The 15292-nt window shown below is 68.8% G+C and carries 14 protein-coding genes; 7 read left to right on the plus strand and 7 right to left on the minus strand.

What is annotated here, in order from left to right:
• Window positions 1-28: 28 nt before the first annotated feature.
• Window positions 29-244, minus strand: coding sequence for a DUF7535 family protein (locus M1L36_RS07360; RefSeq protein WP_250873064.1), 216 nt, complete (start codon window positions 242-244; stop codon window positions 29-31).
• 159 nt (window positions 245-403) lie between these two features.
• On the opposite strand from M1L36_RS07360, the gene leuS reads away from it, so the two are divergent.
• Window positions 404-3043, plus strand: a complete 2640-nt coding sequence (leuS, locus tag M1L36_RS07365; RefSeq protein ID WP_250873065.1) for a leucine--tRNA ligase — start codon at window positions 404-406, stop codon at window positions 3041-3043.
• A gap of 68 nt (window positions 3044-3111) precedes the next feature.
• Window positions 3112-4239: a winged helix DNA-binding domain-containing protein gene (locus M1L36_RS07370; RefSeq protein WP_250873066.1), complete on the plus strand. Its 1128-nt coding sequence runs from the start codon at window positions 3112-3114 to the stop codon at window positions 4237-4239.
• Window positions 4240-4261: 22 nt separating this feature from the next.
• On the opposite strand, the gene M1L36_RS07375 is transcribed toward M1L36_RS07370, so the two are convergent.
• Both M1L36_RS07375 and pheA read right to left on the minus strand, forming a co-directional pair.
• Complete coding sequence (locus tag M1L36_RS07375) at window positions 4262-4669, minus strand: Hsp20/alpha crystallin family protein (protein ID WP_250873067.1); 408 nt, start codon at window positions 4667-4669, stop codon at window positions 4262-4264.
• 83 nt (window positions 4670-4752) lie between these two features.
• Window positions 4753-5580 (minus strand): prephenate dehydratase, encoded by an 828-nt coding sequence (gene pheA / locus M1L36_RS07380; RefSeq protein WP_250873068.1) that lies wholly within the window; start codon window positions 5578-5580, stop codon window positions 4753-4755.
• A gap of 86 nt (window positions 5581-5666) precedes the next feature.
• Between pheA and M1L36_RS07385 the strand changes: the two genes are divergently transcribed.
• Window positions 5667-6152 (plus strand): SRPBCC family protein, encoded by a 486-nt coding sequence (locus M1L36_RS07385; protein WP_250873069.1) that lies wholly within the window; start codon window positions 5667-5669, stop codon window positions 6150-6152.
• A 227-nt stretch (window positions 6153-6379) separates the two neighbouring features.
• Here M1L36_RS07385 and lpdA read toward each other — a convergent pair whose 3' ends face one another.
• The gene (gene lpdA, locus M1L36_RS07390) at window positions 6380-7804 is read right to left on the minus strand and encodes a dihydrolipoyl dehydrogenase (RefSeq protein WP_250873070.1); all 1425 of its coding nucleotides are present in this window, start codon (window positions 7802-7804) and stop codon (window positions 6380-6382) included.
• Window positions 7805-7942: 138 nt separating this feature from the next.
• Here lpdA and M1L36_RS07395 point away from each other — a divergent pair, with 138 nt between their 5' ends.
• The 3 genes from M1L36_RS07395 (at window position 7943) to M1L36_RS07405 (ending at window position 10917) form a co-directional block, all read left to right on the plus strand.
• Complete coding sequence (locus M1L36_RS07395) at window positions 7943-8656, plus strand: phosphoribosyltransferase family protein (protein WP_250873071.1); 714 nt, start codon at window positions 7943-7945, stop codon at window positions 8654-8656.
• Window positions 8657-8757: 101 nt separating this feature from the next.
• Complete coding sequence (locus tag M1L36_RS07400) at window positions 8758-10230, plus strand: NCS2 family permease (RefSeq protein ID WP_250873072.1); 1473 nt, start codon at window positions 8758-8760, stop codon at window positions 10228-10230.
• Window positions 10231-10335: 105 nt separating this feature from the next.
• Window positions 10336-10917 (plus strand): DUF7090 family protein, encoded by a 582-nt coding sequence (locus tag M1L36_RS07405; protein WP_250873073.1) that lies wholly within the window; start codon window positions 10336-10338, stop codon window positions 10915-10917.
• 201 nt (window positions 10918-11118) lie between these two features.
• Here M1L36_RS07405 and M1L36_RS07410 read toward each other — a convergent pair whose 3' ends face one another.
• Complete coding sequence (locus M1L36_RS07410) at window positions 11119-11559, minus strand: DUF2391 family protein (protein WP_250873074.1); 441 nt, start codon at window positions 11557-11559, stop codon at window positions 11119-11121.
• Window positions 11560-11669: 110 nt separating this feature from the next.
• On the opposite strand from M1L36_RS07410, the gene M1L36_RS07415 reads away from it, so the two are divergent.
• Window positions 11670-12350: a class I SAM-dependent methyltransferase gene (locus M1L36_RS07415; protein ID WP_250873075.1), complete on the plus strand. Its 681-nt coding sequence runs from the start codon at window positions 11670-11672 to the stop codon at window positions 12348-12350.
• A 26-nt stretch (window positions 12351-12376) separates the two neighbouring features.
• On the opposite strand, the gene M1L36_RS07420 is transcribed toward M1L36_RS07415, so the two are convergent.
• Window positions 12377-13480: an ABC transporter ATP-binding protein gene (locus tag M1L36_RS07420; RefSeq protein ID WP_250873076.1), complete on the minus strand. Its 1104-nt coding sequence runs from the start codon at window positions 13478-13480 to the stop codon at window positions 12377-12379.
• A complete protein-coding gene (locus M1L36_RS07425; RefSeq protein ID WP_379819740.1) occupies window positions 13473-15260 on the minus strand; it encodes an ABC transporter permease in 1788 nt (595 codons plus the stop codon). Before M1L36_RS07425 ends, M1L36_RS07420 begins: the two co-directional genes overlap by 8 nt.
• Window positions 15261-15292 lie beyond the last annotated feature (32 nt).

The following is a 15292-nucleotide window of genomic DNA, read 5'->3' on the forward strand; positions in this document are numbered from 1 at the left end:
GAGCAAAGGCCCGTCGGAGTGCGGCCGGCTACTCGTCGCTCAGCCGTCGCTCCCCGCGTTCGGCGAGTTTCGACACCAGCCAGACGATGACGATGAACGGTAACAGCGGGACGAGCAGGATGACGAGACCGAGGAACAGCGACCAGCCTACCACGTCCATCTCCACGTCGGGGCGGCCGAAGTACTCGGGCGTGACGGTCCGGAGCGCGCCGGTCAGTCCGTTTGGGTCGTCCGATTCGCTCATGCTAGACGTGACGACTCGCGTGCATATAGCGGTAGTCCCCATCCGGTTCGCGCGACGGCCGGTCGACGCGACTCGCTCCCGTTCGCGTACCTGTCAGTCCCCGCTGTCGAATGACAACCTAAAGAAGCACCCACCGAGTACCAGCAGTATATCACCATCATGCAGGACCAGGACCAACGAGGCTTCGACCACGGCGAGATAGAGCCACGATGGCAACGCGAGTGGGAGGAGGCGGGCACCTTCCACATCCCGGACGACGCCGACGACCCGACGTACGTACTGGGGATGTTCCCGTACACCTCCGGGGAGTTGCACATGGGTCACGTCCGCAACTACACCATCACCGACGCGTACGCCCGCTATCGGAAGTTGCAGGGCGACGAGGTGCTCCACCCCATCGGCTGGGACTCCTTCGGGTTGCCCGCCGAGAACGCGGCCATCGAACGCGACACGAACCCGCGCGACTGGACGCTGTCGTGCATCGAGACGATGCGCGAGCAGATGCAGGCGATGGGGTTCGGCTACGACTGGGAACGCGAGATAGCGACGTGTGACCCCGAGTACTTCCGGTGGAACCAGTGGCTGTTCCAGCAGTTCCACGACGCCGGGTTGGTCCACCGCGAGGCCAGCGAGGTCAACTGGTGTCCGGACTGCGAGACCGTCCTGGCCGACGAGCAGGTCGAGGGTGACGACGAACACTGCTGGCGCTGTGGTACGCCCGTCGAGACCCGCGAGTTGGACCAGTGGTTCTGGGGCATCACCGAGTACGCCGACGAGTTGGCCGACGACTTAGAAGAACTGGACGGCTGGCCCGACAACGTCCGCCAGATGCAGGAGAACTGGATCGGTCGCCAACCCGGCGCGCGACTGGAGTTCCAGGTGTCCGACAACGGCCCCGTCGAGGTGTTCACCACGCGCATCGACACCATCTACGGCGCGACGTTCTTCGCGCTGGCTCCGGGCCACGCCATCTCCCAGGCGTTGGCCGAAGAGGACGACGAGATTCGCCACTTCGTCGAGGAGGAGGCCGACCCCGAAGGCGACGAACCGAACGGCGTCCGGACGGACCTGACCGCGACCAACCCGGCGACGGGCGAGGAGATTCCGGTGTTCGTCGCGGACTTCGTCCTCTCGGACGTCGGCACGGGCGCGCTGATGGGCGTGCCGGGCCACGACGACCGCGACCACGCCTTCGCGAGCGACCAGGGCGTCGACATCGTGCCCGTCGTCGCCCCCTCCCCGGAGGAGGTGCCCGACGTGAGCGAGGCCGCCTACACGGACGACGGCGTGCTGGTCAACAGCGGCGACTACTCCGGCACCGAGAGCGCCGCCGCCCGCGAGGAGTTGACCCGCGACATCGCCTCGGCGACCGACCACGTCCAGTACCGCCTGCGCGACTGGGGTATCTCCCGACAGCGCTACTGGGGAACGCCCATCCCGGTCGTCGAGTGTCCGGACTGTGGCCCCGTGATGGTCCCCGACGAGGAGTTGCCCGTCGAGTTGCCCGAGTTCGTCCAGACCACCGGGAACCCGCTGGACGAGGCGACGGAGTGGAAACGGACCACCTGCCCCGACTGTGGCGGCGACGCCGAACGCGAGACGGACACGATGGACACGTTCGTCGACAGTTCGTGGTACTTCCTGCGCTACGTCTCGCCCGACGACGCAGACGCACCGTTCGACGTCGAGCGAGCGAACGAGTGGATGCCCGTCGACCAGTACGTCGGCGGTATCGAACACGCCGTGATGCACCTGCTGTACTCGCGGTTCGTCACGAAGGCCATCGCGGACATGGAGCTACTGGAGCACCGCGAACCGTTCGAGAACCTGGTGACTCAGGGGATGGTCCTGGCCGACGGCGAGAAGATGTCGAAGTCCAAGGGCAACGGCGTCTCGCCGCTGGCCATCGTCGACGAGTTCGGCGCGGACACCGCCCGCCTGTTCACGATGCAGGCCGCCCGTCCCCCGCGGGACTTCGACTGGTCCGAGACCGGCGTCCAGTCGGCCAACGGCTTCCTGCAACGCTTCCACGAGACCGTCGAGATGTTCCGCGAATCGCCCCCCGAGGGCGACGAGGACGCCATCGCCGCATACGTCGCCCGTGAGGTCGACGCGACCATCGCCGCCGCTCGCGAGAGCTACGACGACCTGACGTTCACGGAGGCGCTGCGCGAGACCCGCGACCTGGTCGGCCTGTTGCGCCAGTACCGCGAGTACACCGACCCTCACGCCGAGACGTTCGAGCGTGGTCTGTCGGTCGCGGTTCGCCTGCTGGCCCCGGTCACGCCCCACATCGCCGAGGAACTGTGGTCGACGCTGGGTCACGACGGGTTCGTCGCCGAGGCGTCGTTCCCCGAACCGGCGGGCGACGTGAGCGACGCCGAGCGTGAACGCCAGTTGGTCGAGAACACCCGCGAGGACGTGCGCAACATCGTCGACGTGGCGGGCATCGAGGACCCCGAACAGGTCACCATCGTCGTCGCGCCGGCGTGGAAACACCGCGCGCTGGACATCGCTATCGAGAGCGACGCGCCCAACGTCATCGGCGAGTTGATGCAGGACGAAGAGATCCGCGCGAAGGGCGACGAGGCCGCCAGCTACGGGCAGGACCTCCAGAACGAGCGCCAGTCGCTGACGAGCGCGCTGGCCCCCGACCGCGAACTGGCCGTGCTGGAACAGGCGACGTGGTTGGTCGAACGCGAGTTCGGTGCCGAGGTGTCGGTCGTGCCCGCGAGCGAGGCCGACGAGAGCGTCGCGAAGAAGGCCGCGCCGAACCGCCCGGCGATTCGGATCGACTGAGCGCTCGCCTTCGAACCGTCCCGGCGGCGTGAACGCACCGCTTTCTCCTCGTATCGCCTCCCTCCTCCATGGATTCACCGACCGTGACCGGCGAGGTTCGACGACGGCGACTCCGTGCCCAGCGTCTCGCGCCGCGCCACGCCGAGACCGCGACGGTCGCCGACGTGGTACACGCCGCCTGCGGTCTCCAGGCCCAGGAGAAGCCCGCCGCGGCGCTGTCGGTCCGGGCGCGGAGCCGTGGACTGACGGCCGAGGACGTCGAACGAGCGCTGTACGAGGAGCGCTCGGTCGTCCGGACGTGGTGTATGCGCGGGACGCTCCACCTCGTCGCCACCGACGACCTCTCGCTCTTCCTCTCGGTGTTCGGCCCGACGTTCGCGACGCGGGGACCGGAGGCCCGACGATTGGCCGCGTGGGGACTCGACGAGGCCACCATCGACGCGGCCGTCGACCTCGTGGGGGCGGTGCTGGCCGACGAAGGGCCGCTCACGAAGCGGGACATCGTCGAGGCGCTCGTCGCTCGCGGCGTCGCCCTCGACCCGTCGACGCAGGCTCCGAACGTCTTGATTCGGCGGGCCGCGCTCCGGGGGGTACTCTGTGCGGTCGCGCCCGTCGACGGGAAGAACGCCTACGACCGACTCGACTCGTGGGTCGACCTGCCGCTCGCGCCGGACCGCGACGCGGCGCTCGCGACGCTCGGCCGGCGGTATCTCGCGGCGTACGGCCCCGCGACACGCGCCGACTTCGCGGCGTGGAGCGGTCTGTACGCGGCCGACGTGAAAGCGGCGTGGGACTCGCTCGGTGACGACGTCCGCGAGGTCGGCGTCGGCGAGACGTCCGCGTTAGTTCTGGACGACAGGGACGCACCCGACGACCGGGGAGACACCACGTCGGTCCGTCTCCTCCCCGGCTACGACACGTTCCTGCTGGGCTACGAGAAGTCCAACCGGCCCATCCCCGTGGGGTTCGAGTCCCGCGTCTGGCCCGGCGGGGGTATCATCCGCCCGACGGTGCTCGTCGACGGGCAGGTGGCGGGGACGTGGCACCTCGACCGCTCGCGCTCGCACGCGCTGGTGACCGTCTCACCGTTCGGGTCGCTCGACGACTCGGCTCGTGAGCGTATCGACGAGGAAGTCCGTGACGTGAGTCGGTTCCTCGACCGCCCCGTCGAGTGGCGAACCGGGGCGATGGCGTAGTCGACTCCCAGCGCCGACTCGCTCACTCGATGGGGATGGAGTCGCCCTCGTCGCCGCTCGCCTTCTCCAGCGTCACCGTCAGCACGCCGTTGTTGTACGACGCCTCGGTCGCACCACCGTCGAGGCGGTCGGGGAGACGGAGCGTCCGCGAGACCGACTCGGTGGCACGTTCCTGGCGGACGTAGTTCTCCCCTTCCTCGTCGGCTTCCGACTCCCGGGTCGCGCTGATGGTGAGCGTGGCCCCCGAGAGGCGGATGTCGATGTCCTCCTTCTCGTAGCCGGGGAGGTCGGCGGTCACCACGTAGGCGTCCTCGCGGTCGACGACGTCGACGGGCACGCCGCGCGTGAGTTGCGTGTCGAACGCGCGGAACCCCTCGTTCATCTCCTCGAACATCCGGTTGATATCGTCGAACGGGTTGCGCCGTGACATGGGGGGCGGTAGGCCGCGAAAACTGATAAATCTACCACAGGTGCGGGGCGGTCGTCCGCGGAACCGGCGGACGGGTCGACGACTCAGTAGAGCACGTGACGCGTGTCGTACGACCCGAGCGTCCGGACCCACCCCTCGCCGACTATCGCCTCGACCTCCGCGACGGCCTCGGCGGTGCGGTCCTCGTAGAGGCCCGCCGCGACGTCGACGTGGAAGACGTAGTCGCCCAGTCGCTCGCCGCTGGGCCGGGACTCGATGCGCGAGAGGTTGATGTCGCGGTCGGCGAACGGTTCGAGCAGTTCGAGCAGGAGGCCGGGGTGGTTCGTCTTGGGGTAGACGACCAGCGAGGTCTTGCCGCCGCCGCGCTGGCGTTCCTCGGCGGGGGCGACGACGAGAAACCGCGTCGCGTTCGAGGTGCGGTCTTGAATCTCCTCGGCGAGGACGCGCAGCGTTCCGTCGGCCGTGTCCGGGTGGGCGATAGCCGCCACGGTCGGGTCCTCGCGGGCGACCTCCACCCCGCGAGCGGTCGAGGCGACGGCCTCCTGGGTCGCCTCGGGATGGTTCGCCTCCAGGTAGCCCCGGCACTGCGCGAGCGCCTGGGCGTGGCTGGCGACCCGCGAGAACGACTCCGACTGGGCGAGCAGCGCGTGGCGGATGGGGGTGACGATCTCGAGGACGACTGCGACGTCGGTGTTCGTGAGCGCGTCGAGGCTCTCGGTCACGCTCCCCTCGATGCTGTTCTCGATGGGGACGACGCCGCGGTCGGCCGTCCCGTCGGCGACCCGGGCGACGATGTCGGTGACCGACTCGGTGAACGAGATGGCCTCGTCGGGGTCCTCGCCACCGTCGACGACCGCACGGGCCGCCCGGTGGGAGTAGGTCCCGGCGGGACCGAGCGTGATGACCTTCATACCCCGCCGTCGCAGCGATTCCGGAAAAGCGCGTCGGCGGTCACAACTTTCATCCACTCCGGTCGAGTGGTGACGACGACCACAGGATGGTGACGATTCGCCTGGAGACCCACGTCGATGCGCCGACCGAGCGGGTGTTCGACCTCGCGCGAAGCGTCGACCTCCGGCGCGAGTCCTCCGAGGCGAGCGGCACGCCCGTCGCGGGTGCGGTCACGGGTCTCCCCGACCCGGGCGAGTCAACCGTGTGGCGCGTCCCGCTGCTCGGCAAGCGCTTCGAACTGACGACGAAGGTGAGCGCGTACTCCCGACCGACGCACTTCCGGTTGACCATGACCGACGGGCCGCTCCAGACGCTCGTCCACGACCACTTCTTCGCGTTCGAGGACGCCGACGACCCCGAGGAGGGAACCGTCCTCAGAGACGTCCTCACCTTCGAGTCGCCGCTCGGCCCGGTCGGACAGGTGTTCGACCGCGCCGTCGAGCGGCGGTTCTCGACCGTCCTCGAAGAGCGCAACGCGTTCCTCAAGCGCGTCGCCGAGGGCGACGACTGGCGACGGTATCTGGACGAGTGAGCGACGGGTGGAGTGGTGTCGCGGTGTGGTGGCCGGGAGCGCGTGCCCGAGCAGGCGCGAGGGTCAGCGTGACTCGGGGAAGGGCAGGCCTGTCTCTCGACCGAACCACGAACGAGCGAAGCGAGTGAGTGGCACTCCGGCGCGGTCGCGCGACCAGTGCGACTCGCGCAACGCCGTCCTGGCGGAACACTAAGGGCGAGAAATCGCGGCCAAGCGATTTCGAGGGCTTAGCGGTTGAGCGTGTGAATCGCGTGGCCCAGCGCGTTCTCGGCGGCCTCCATCGTCGCCTCCGACAGCGTCGGGTGGACGTGGATGGTCGCGGCGACGTCCTCTAAGGTCGCGCCCATCTCGATGGCGAGTGCGAGTTCCGCGACGAGTTCGCTCGCTTCGGGCGCGACGATCTGTGCGCCGAGGACGAACCCGCTCGGTTCGTCGGCGACGACGCGGACGAACCCCTCGGACTCGTTCATGCTGAGCGCACGCCCGGAGGCGCGCATCGGCATCTGGCCGACGACAGGTTCGAAGCCCTGCTCCTCGGCTTCGGCCTCGGTCAGGCCGACGGTGCCGATTTCGGGGTCGGTGAACACCGCGGCGGGGACGGCCTGGTAGTCGAGGGCGGCGGGTTCGCCGGCGATGTGCTCGGCGGCGACCTGCCCCTCCTTGCTAGCCTTGTGCGCGAGCATCGGTTCGCCGGCGACGTCGCCGACGGCGTAGATGTGCTCGACGTTCGAGCGAGCGCGGTCGTCCGTCTCGATGAACCCCTTGTCGTTCGTCTCGACACCGGCGGCGTCGAGGTCGATCGTGTCGGTGACCGGCGAGCGCCCGACGGCGACCAGTGCCTTCTCCGCGCCGAACTCGCTGACCTCGCCGTCGGCGTTCTCGGTGCGGACGGTGATGCCCTCGCCCATCTCCTCCCACTCGCTGGCGGCCTCGCCGAAGTGGAAGTCGACGCCGAGGTCCTCGGCGCGCGAACGGACGACGCGTGCCACGTCGTCCTCGTAGCCCGGCAGCGCCGAGTCGAGCATCTCGACGACCGTCACGTCGGTGCCCAACTTGGCGAACACCGTCGAGAGCTCCATCCCGATGTAGCCCGCGCCGACGACGAGCAGGCTCTCGGGGACCGCGTCGAGCGCCAGCGCGTCACGCGAGGAGAGGATGTGCTCGCCGTCGAACTCGAAGTTCGGGACCTGGACGGGTCGAGAGCCGGTCGAGACGACGGCGTGTTCGAACTCGATGGACTCGCTGCCCTGGCCCTCGCCGTCGTGACCGACGCGGACCTTGTTCTCGTCGGCGAACGTCGCCGTCCCTTCCATGAGGTTGACGCCGTTGGCCTTGCAGAGTTTCTCGACGCCGCCGGTGAGCTGGTCGACGACGCCGTCCTTCCAGGACGTCATCGCCGCCATGTCGATGGCGGGGTCGGCGTGGATGCCCATCTCCTCGGCGTTGCCCGCGTCGTGGGCCAGCGAGGAGGCGGTGACGAACGCCTTCGAGGGGATACAGCCGTAGTTGAGGCAGGTACCACCGTACGCGTTCTTCTCCACGAGGGTGACGTCCTTCCCGAGCTGTGCGGCACGGATGGCGGCGACGTAGCCGCCCGGCCCCGCGCCGATGACGACGACGTCGGTGCCTGTCGCGATGTCTCCGACGACCATACACGCGATATTTGCCGCCGGGGGTTTGGCTGTATGGGTTCCGTCGCGTGCCGTGTCACGAGCTGTCCATCGCGGTGCCTACCGAGCTTCCGTCCAGCATCGACGTACTCATGTTCGTGCATACACTCTCGGGTGGGTATGAACCGCGCCGAGAAGGCGACCCTCCAGTTGCGGGCGGTCGCCGTCCTCAGGACGCTCAAGCGGACGCGCACGTACGACGAACTCGCCGACGAGACCGGGTTGCCCGCGGGCGACCTCAACCGGTACGTCAACGGCCACGTGCTGCCCGGTGAGTCCCGAGCCCGCGACATCGTGAGCGAGACGGGCTACGAGACGCTCGCGGCCGAACTCGAATCGCGCATCCGCCACGACGAGGAGGGGTACGTCGACAACTCCGCGGCCGTCTTCGACCAGCCGTTCCTCGACCTCGTCGCGCCCGTCGTCGCCGAGCGCTTCGCGTTCGACTCACCCGACGTCGTGCTGACGGCGGCCACCGACGGCATCACCCTCGGGTCGGCGATGGCCCGGCACTTCGACGCCCGCCTCGCCTACGCGAAGAAGTCCAAAGAGACCGCCGTCGAGGAGTTCATCGAGGCCCGAAAGCGCTTCGAGTCGGGCATCGAGCTGACCTACTACCTCCCCGAACGGGCGCTGTCGGGCCGCGACAGCGTGCTCGTCGTCGACGACCTCATCCGTTCGGGCGAGACCCAGGAACTCCTGTTGGATATCGCCGACGGCGCGGACGCGGAGGTCGTGGGCGTGTTCGCGCTCATCGCCGCCGGCACCGACGGCGTCGAGGTCGCCGAGTCGCGCACCGACGCCCCCGTCGGCGCGCTCACGACGCTCGACTGAGCGACGCGACGGTCGCGGTCGACGATACACAATACACGTTTGTGCATACTTTAGAAGGCAACGCCTAAGTCAGTATGCGAATGTATGCTCGAACGTGAACTATGGGGGCCACTGATACCCAGTCGGAGGAGTCGGCGAGCGGGATGCGGGGGACCGTCCGCGAGTTCTTCGAGTTCGACCGCTACGGGACCGACCTCGGGACCGAGGTGACCGCCGGCATCACGACGTTCCTGACGATGAGCTACATCGTCTTCCTCAACCCGGTCATCCTCGGGCCGGCCATCACGATTCCCGGGATGAGCGACGCGGCGGTCGTCTCGATGCTCACCGTCGTCACCATCCTCGCGGCGTTCGTCGCGACGAGTATCATGGCGCTGTACGCCAACCGGCCGTTCGGGCAAGCGCCCGGACTGGGGCTGAACGCGTTCTTCGCGTTCACCGTCGTCCTCGGACTCGGCGTGCAGTGGCAGACGGCGCTCGCCGCCGTCGTCGTCGAGGGTCTCGTCTTCATCGCGCTGACCGCCGTCGGCGCGCGGAAGTTCATCATCGAGGCGTTCCCCGAACCCGTGAAGTTCTCCGTCGGAGCCGGCATCGGCGCGTTCCTCGCGCTCATCGGCCTCGAGGAGATGCAGATCGTCGTCGCCGACCAGGAGACGCTCGTCACGCTCGGCAACGTCGCCAGCAACCCCGTCGCCATCATGTCCGTCGTCGGCCTGTTCCTGACGCTCGCGCTCTACGCTCGCGGCGTGCGTGGCTCCATCGTCATCGGCATCCTCGGGACGACGCTGCTCGGCTGTCTCGTCACCGTCGGTGGCCTCGTCGCACCCGGTACCGTCGCTCCCGCGTTCGTCGTCGAAGGCGGTATCGACGGCGCGGTGTTCGTGGACCAACTCACGAACGTCCAGTACGACATCACCCCGCTGGCGGGAGCGTTCGTCACCGGACTCAGCGGTATCGAACCGTTCGCGTTCTCGCTGGTCGTCTTCACGTTCTTCTTCGTCGACTTCTTCGACACCGCGGGGACGCTCACTGGCGTCGGGCAGGCCGCGGGCTTCCTCGACGAGGACGGCGACCTCCCCGAGATCGAGAAGCCGCTGATGGCCGACGCCGTCGGCACCACCGTCGGCGGGATGCTCGGCACCTCCACCGTCACCACCTACATCGAGTCCGCGACGGGCGTCGAAGAGGGCGGCAGGACGGGCATGACCGCGCTCGTCGTCGCCCTGCTGTTCTTGCTCTCGCTGGCGTTCGTCCCGCTCGCGACGGCGATTCCGCTGTACGCCAGTCACATCGCACTGGTCGTCATCGCCGTCGTGATGCTCGGCAACATCGCCGCGGTCGACTGGAACGACATCACCCACTCGGTCCCCGCCGGTCTCACTATCCTCGTCATGCCGTTCACGTTCAACATCGGCTACGGCATCGCCGCGGGCATCATCTCCTACCCGCTCGTGAAGGCCGCCGTCGGCGAGTGGCGCGACATCCGGCCGACGCAGGTCGTCCTCGCGCTGGCGTTCGTCGTCTACTTCGTCGTCGCGACCGGCGGCGTCCTCGACGCCGCGGTCGGGTCGTAACTGCCCACCGTTCGAACCGCCACGTTCGCCACCGAACGTGCTCGTCCCGTGCGAACTCACACCACGAATCTTACCTTTTAAGAGAACACGGGACGCGAACGGGGTATGGACTACGCGCTCGCCATCGAGACGACGCCCGAGACCGTGCCGGGGGGCACCGGCATCATGCTGCTCCACCCGAGCACCGGCGAGACCGACCGCATCGACACCGACTTCTTCAAGACCGACACCGACCACCTGTTCATCCTCTCGACGCGGACGACGGCCCGCGAGGTCCAGCAGAAACTCGAGTACTACGAGGTCGACGAGAGCCGAGCGACCATCCTCGACACCCTCTCCATCGAACGTGGTTACTCCCGACGCTCTGGGCAGAACATCCGCTACGTCTCCTCGCCCGACGACCTCGACGGGATGGTCGAGGCCATCGAGACGTTCCTCGAGACCCACGACGGGAAACTCCGCATCTCCATCGACTCCGTCACCGAGATGGCGTACTACGCCGACGAGGAGCGCACCCGGACGGCCGTCGAACAGATTCTCGAACTGCTCGACGAACACGACGCCATCGGTCTGTTCCACGTCGCCGAGGAGGTCCACGACGACGACGTCGTCGACGGCTACCGCGACCTGTTCGACGGCGTCATCGAACTCGAAGAGGACGGCCGCGTCGAGTCGCAGTTCTCCTGAACGGAGCTCTCTCCGTTCGGTCGCTCGGCCTCACCAGCGACTGCGATAGCCGACTGGGTGAGCAGTCGTTCTGTCGTGTCGCGAGCGACCGGAGGGAGCGAGCGGGAGCGACGAACCACCGAAGGTGGTGAGTCGTGATTTTGGTCCAGCTTTTACACTGCCGGGTCGCTCCGCGACCCGGCGCGTGGTTAAAAGGTGGTTTTAGAACACCGAGTCCGCCGTCGCCGCGCCCACGACCGAGAAGATGGCCCCGACGGCGGTCGCCTTCAGCGTGAAGTACACGAGCGTCGTCAGGTCCGGCGTCCCCTCGAAGAAGTCACCGGCGAACGTGTTCGGCGCGTTGAACGCCAGCGCGAGGACGAGTACGGACCCGAAGGAGACCCCCATCAGCGAGACGAACCGGGCAGGGACCCCGCCGACCTCGACCTCTCGGTCGGGGTCCCGGCCCGCGTCGGCCTTGTACAGCGCCCCGTAACCGATACCGAAGACGATGGCTACCGTCGCGAGCACGTGGTACCAGCGCATGTTGGTCGCCAGTTGCCACACCTCCGCGGTGACGACGAACGGGCCGGCGAGGAGGAAGCCACCGACCAACTGCTGGGCGACGTCGGCGGTCTTGAAGCGGCGACGCGGTCCGACCATGCCGGGTCGTGGCCGGCGGGCGGTATAACGCTCCCGCCTTCGTGTTGGGTGGTCGTCACCGACCTCCCGCGCTTCGCAATCGGTTTGGCGTCGCCCCGCGCGCACTCGGTATGAGCGTTCGTCAGGAGTTCGACGCGTGGGCGGCCGACGGCCGCGACAAGGGGATGGAAGAGCGCCACTGGCACACCGCGAAACACGCACTCGCGCGGATGCCCATCGAGGAGGGCGACCGGGTGCTCGATTTGGGAACCGGGTCGGGCTACATCCCCCGGGCGATTCGGGAGGCGACCGACGCCGAACGGGTGTACGGCCTCGACGGCTCGCCCGAGATGGCTGCCAACGCCCGGTCGTACACCGACGACCCGAACGTGGGGTTCGTCGTCGGCGACTTCGATTCGCTCCCCTTCGAGGACGACTCGCTCGACCACGTCTGGACGATGGAGGCGTTCTACTACGCCGCCGACCCAGACCACACGCTCGAAGAGGTCGCGCGCGTGCTGAAACCCGGTGGGACCTTCTACTGCGCCGTGAACTACTACGAGGAGAACGTCCACAGCCACGACTGGCAGGACAACATCTCGGTGGAGATGACCCGCTGGTCGCGCACGGAGTACCGCGAGGCGTTCGAGCGCGCCGGCCTCCACGTCGCCGAGCAGGACACCATCCCCGACGAGGAGACGGAGATTCCCAACGAGAGCGAGTTCCCACACGAGGGCTGGGAGACCCGCGAGGCGATGGTCGAGCGGTATCGCGTGTTCGGGACGCTCCTCACCGTCGGCGTCGCGCCGTAGTCTGACCGTTTCGCCACTTTCTCGACTCAGAGCGGCCGTGCCGCTTCGGGTGGGAACGTCACCGTCACCTCCCCGTCAGGGGTCGCGTCGGCCGCCACCCTGACGACGAGCGTCGCCTCGCCACAGTCGAGCGTGAGGCGCGTGGCGGTGCCGAGGAACTCCGTCTCGCGGACGCGACCGGCGAGCGCGTTGGTCGGTGCCGGCCCCGCCTCCGAATCCAGCGTGAACGACTCGGGGCGGACCGAGAACGCGACGCGTTCGCCGACGGCGGCGTCGGTGGCGACCGTCACCGTCGCGTCGAGGCGGTCGAGGGCGACGCGGGCGAGCGACGGGCGGTCGCCGCCGTCGCCCTGGACGTCGGTCGCGGTCCGCACCGAACTCGCGTCGACCAGTTCGAGCACCTCGCCGTCGAACAGGTTGTTCTCGCCGACGAACGCCGCGGTGAACCGTGTCGCGGGCGCGTCGTACACCTCGCGTGGCGTTCCGACCTGCTCGATTCGACCGTCGTTCATCACCGCCAACCGGTCGGAGACGGCCAGCGCCTCCTCTTGGTCGTGGGTGACGTAGATGGTGGTCACGCCGAGTTCGCGCTGGATGCGTCGGACCTCCCGGCGCAACCGTTCGCGCAGGCGGGCGTCGAGCGCGCTCATCGGTTCGTCGAGCAGGAGCAGTTCGGGACTCGGCGCGAGCGCGCGGGCGAGCGCGACGCGCTGGCGCTGACCGCCCGAGAGGTCATCGGGGTCCCGGTCGCCCAGCCCCGAGAGGCCGACGAGGTCCAGCAGTTCGTCGACCCTCGCGTCGGCGTCACCGCCCGGCGGTGGGCGGAAGTTCAGCGCGTAGCCGACGTTCTCGCGGACGCTCATGTGGGGGAACAGCGCGTACTGCTGGGGGACGACGCCCACGTCGCGTTTCTCGGGAGGGACGCCGACCATCGACCGGCCGCCGATGGACACCTCCCCCACGGTGGGGTCCTCGAACCCTGCCACGAGGCGGAGCGTCGTCGTCTTCCCACACCCCGAGGGGCCGACGAGCGTGAAGAACTCGCCGTCCTCGACGTGCAGGTCGACGGGGCCGAGCGCGCGGGTGTCGCCGTATCGTTTCTCGACGCCCGTCAGGTCGACGTCAGCCATCGAACGCACCTCCGAGGCGGTCGATGACGACGAAACTCGCGGCAGTCACGACGAGCAGCACCGTGCCCATCGCGCTGGGCGGACCGAGCGAACGCTCGGTGAGGTAGCGTTCGACGGCGACGGGCATCGTGTAGCTCTCCGACCCCTCCGCGAGGATGACGGTGGCGTCGAACTCGCCGATGGAGATGGCGAACGCGAACGCCGCGCCCGCCAGCACGCCGCCCATCACGAGCGGCAGTTCGACGTCCCACAGCGCCCGGAGGCGACTCGCACCGGCGGCGCGGGCCACCTCGGGGAGCGCCGGGTCGAGGCGCGCGAGCAGCGGCGACACCGAGCGCGTGACGAACGGGTACGCGCCGACGGCGTGGGCGGCGACGATGGCGAACGCACCCGTGAGGACGATGCGGTGGCCGAACAGCACGGTCCCGAACACGAACGACTGGAGCAGGCCGAGGCCCAGCACGACGCCGCTGACGGCGAACGGGACGAACGCGAGCGTGCCGCCGACCTGTACGAGACGGCCGCCCCGTGCGGTCAGTAGCGAGACGGTCACGCCGAGCGGGACGGCGAGGGCGAGCGTCCCGAAGCCGAACAGCAACGAGTTCCGGACGGCGGTCAGCGGCTGCGTCTGGAAGCTCGCGGCGGTCGTCTGGCGGGCGACGAGGAACTCGTAGTATCGGAGGGTGAACCCGTTCGGCCCGACGACGCTCTCGGCGACCATGCTCACGAGCGGGAGGGCGAACACCACGAGCGTGACGACGCCGTACGCCCCGACCGCGAGGCGAGTACGTGCGCTCGCTGCACCGAACCGGAGTCGGTCGAGCGTCCGCCCGCTCCCGCCGCGGGCCTGACGGGCCTCGTAGCGCAGGTAGGCGTAGGTGAGCGACAGCGAGACGACCGCCTCGACGGTGGCGAGGGCGGCGGCCTCCTGCAGGTCGAACGACTGGACGAGGTCGAACACCCACACCTCGACGGTCGCCAGTTGGAGGCCACCGAGCGCGAGCACGATGGCGAACGACTGGAAGGTGAACACGAACGTCAACAGCGCAGCCGTCCCGAGCGCGGGAAGCAGTTGGGGGACGAGCACGTCCCACGCCGCCCGCCAGCGCGGAGCGCCGCTGGCGCGGGCGACTTCGAGCGTTCGCGTGTCGAGGCGTTCGGCGGCCGCGCTCACGATGCGGACCACGAGCGGCGCGTTGTAGAAGGCGTGGGCCAGCACCACGAGTTCGAGCGTGAACAGCAGCGAGAACCGTGGGAGACCGATTGCGGCGAACGCGTCGCTGAGCGTCCCGTCGATGCCGAACGTGGCGACGAAGCCGACCGCGACCATGATGGAGGGGAGGACGAACGGCACCGCGGTCAGCGACCGGACCGTCTCTCGCCCTCGGAACTCGAAGCGCGCGAGGACGTACGCACCGGGGAGGCCGAGCGCGACGCTCGCGACCGTCGAGAGGAGCGCCTGCCACGCGGTGAACCCGACGAGGCCGAACCCGGGCCACGAGAAGCCGTTCGCGGCCCACGCGGCGAGGCCGGCGGGGATGGCGCTCGGGTCGGCGAGCGCGCTCCCGAACGCTCCGGTGTAGAACGGGTCGGTGAGCACGGTGACGAGGGGGTCGAGACTCGGTGCCCCCTCGACCGTCACGGCCTCGACGAGCACGCTGGCGACGGGGTAGTACAGCATCGCGGTGAGGAACGCGCCGACGGCGAGCGTCGCCAGCAGGCGAACGCGGCGCTCGCGGGTCAGACCGACCCGCTCGAACGCGCCGCTCGCGCGACTCACCGTCCCCTCCGGGTCGGCGCGCTCGTGGCGTC

The sequence above is a fragment of the Halomarina rubra genome, from assembly GCF_023699475.1.
GTDB lineage: Archaea > Halobacteriota > Halobacteria > Halobacteriales > Haloarculaceae > Halomarina > Halomarina rubra.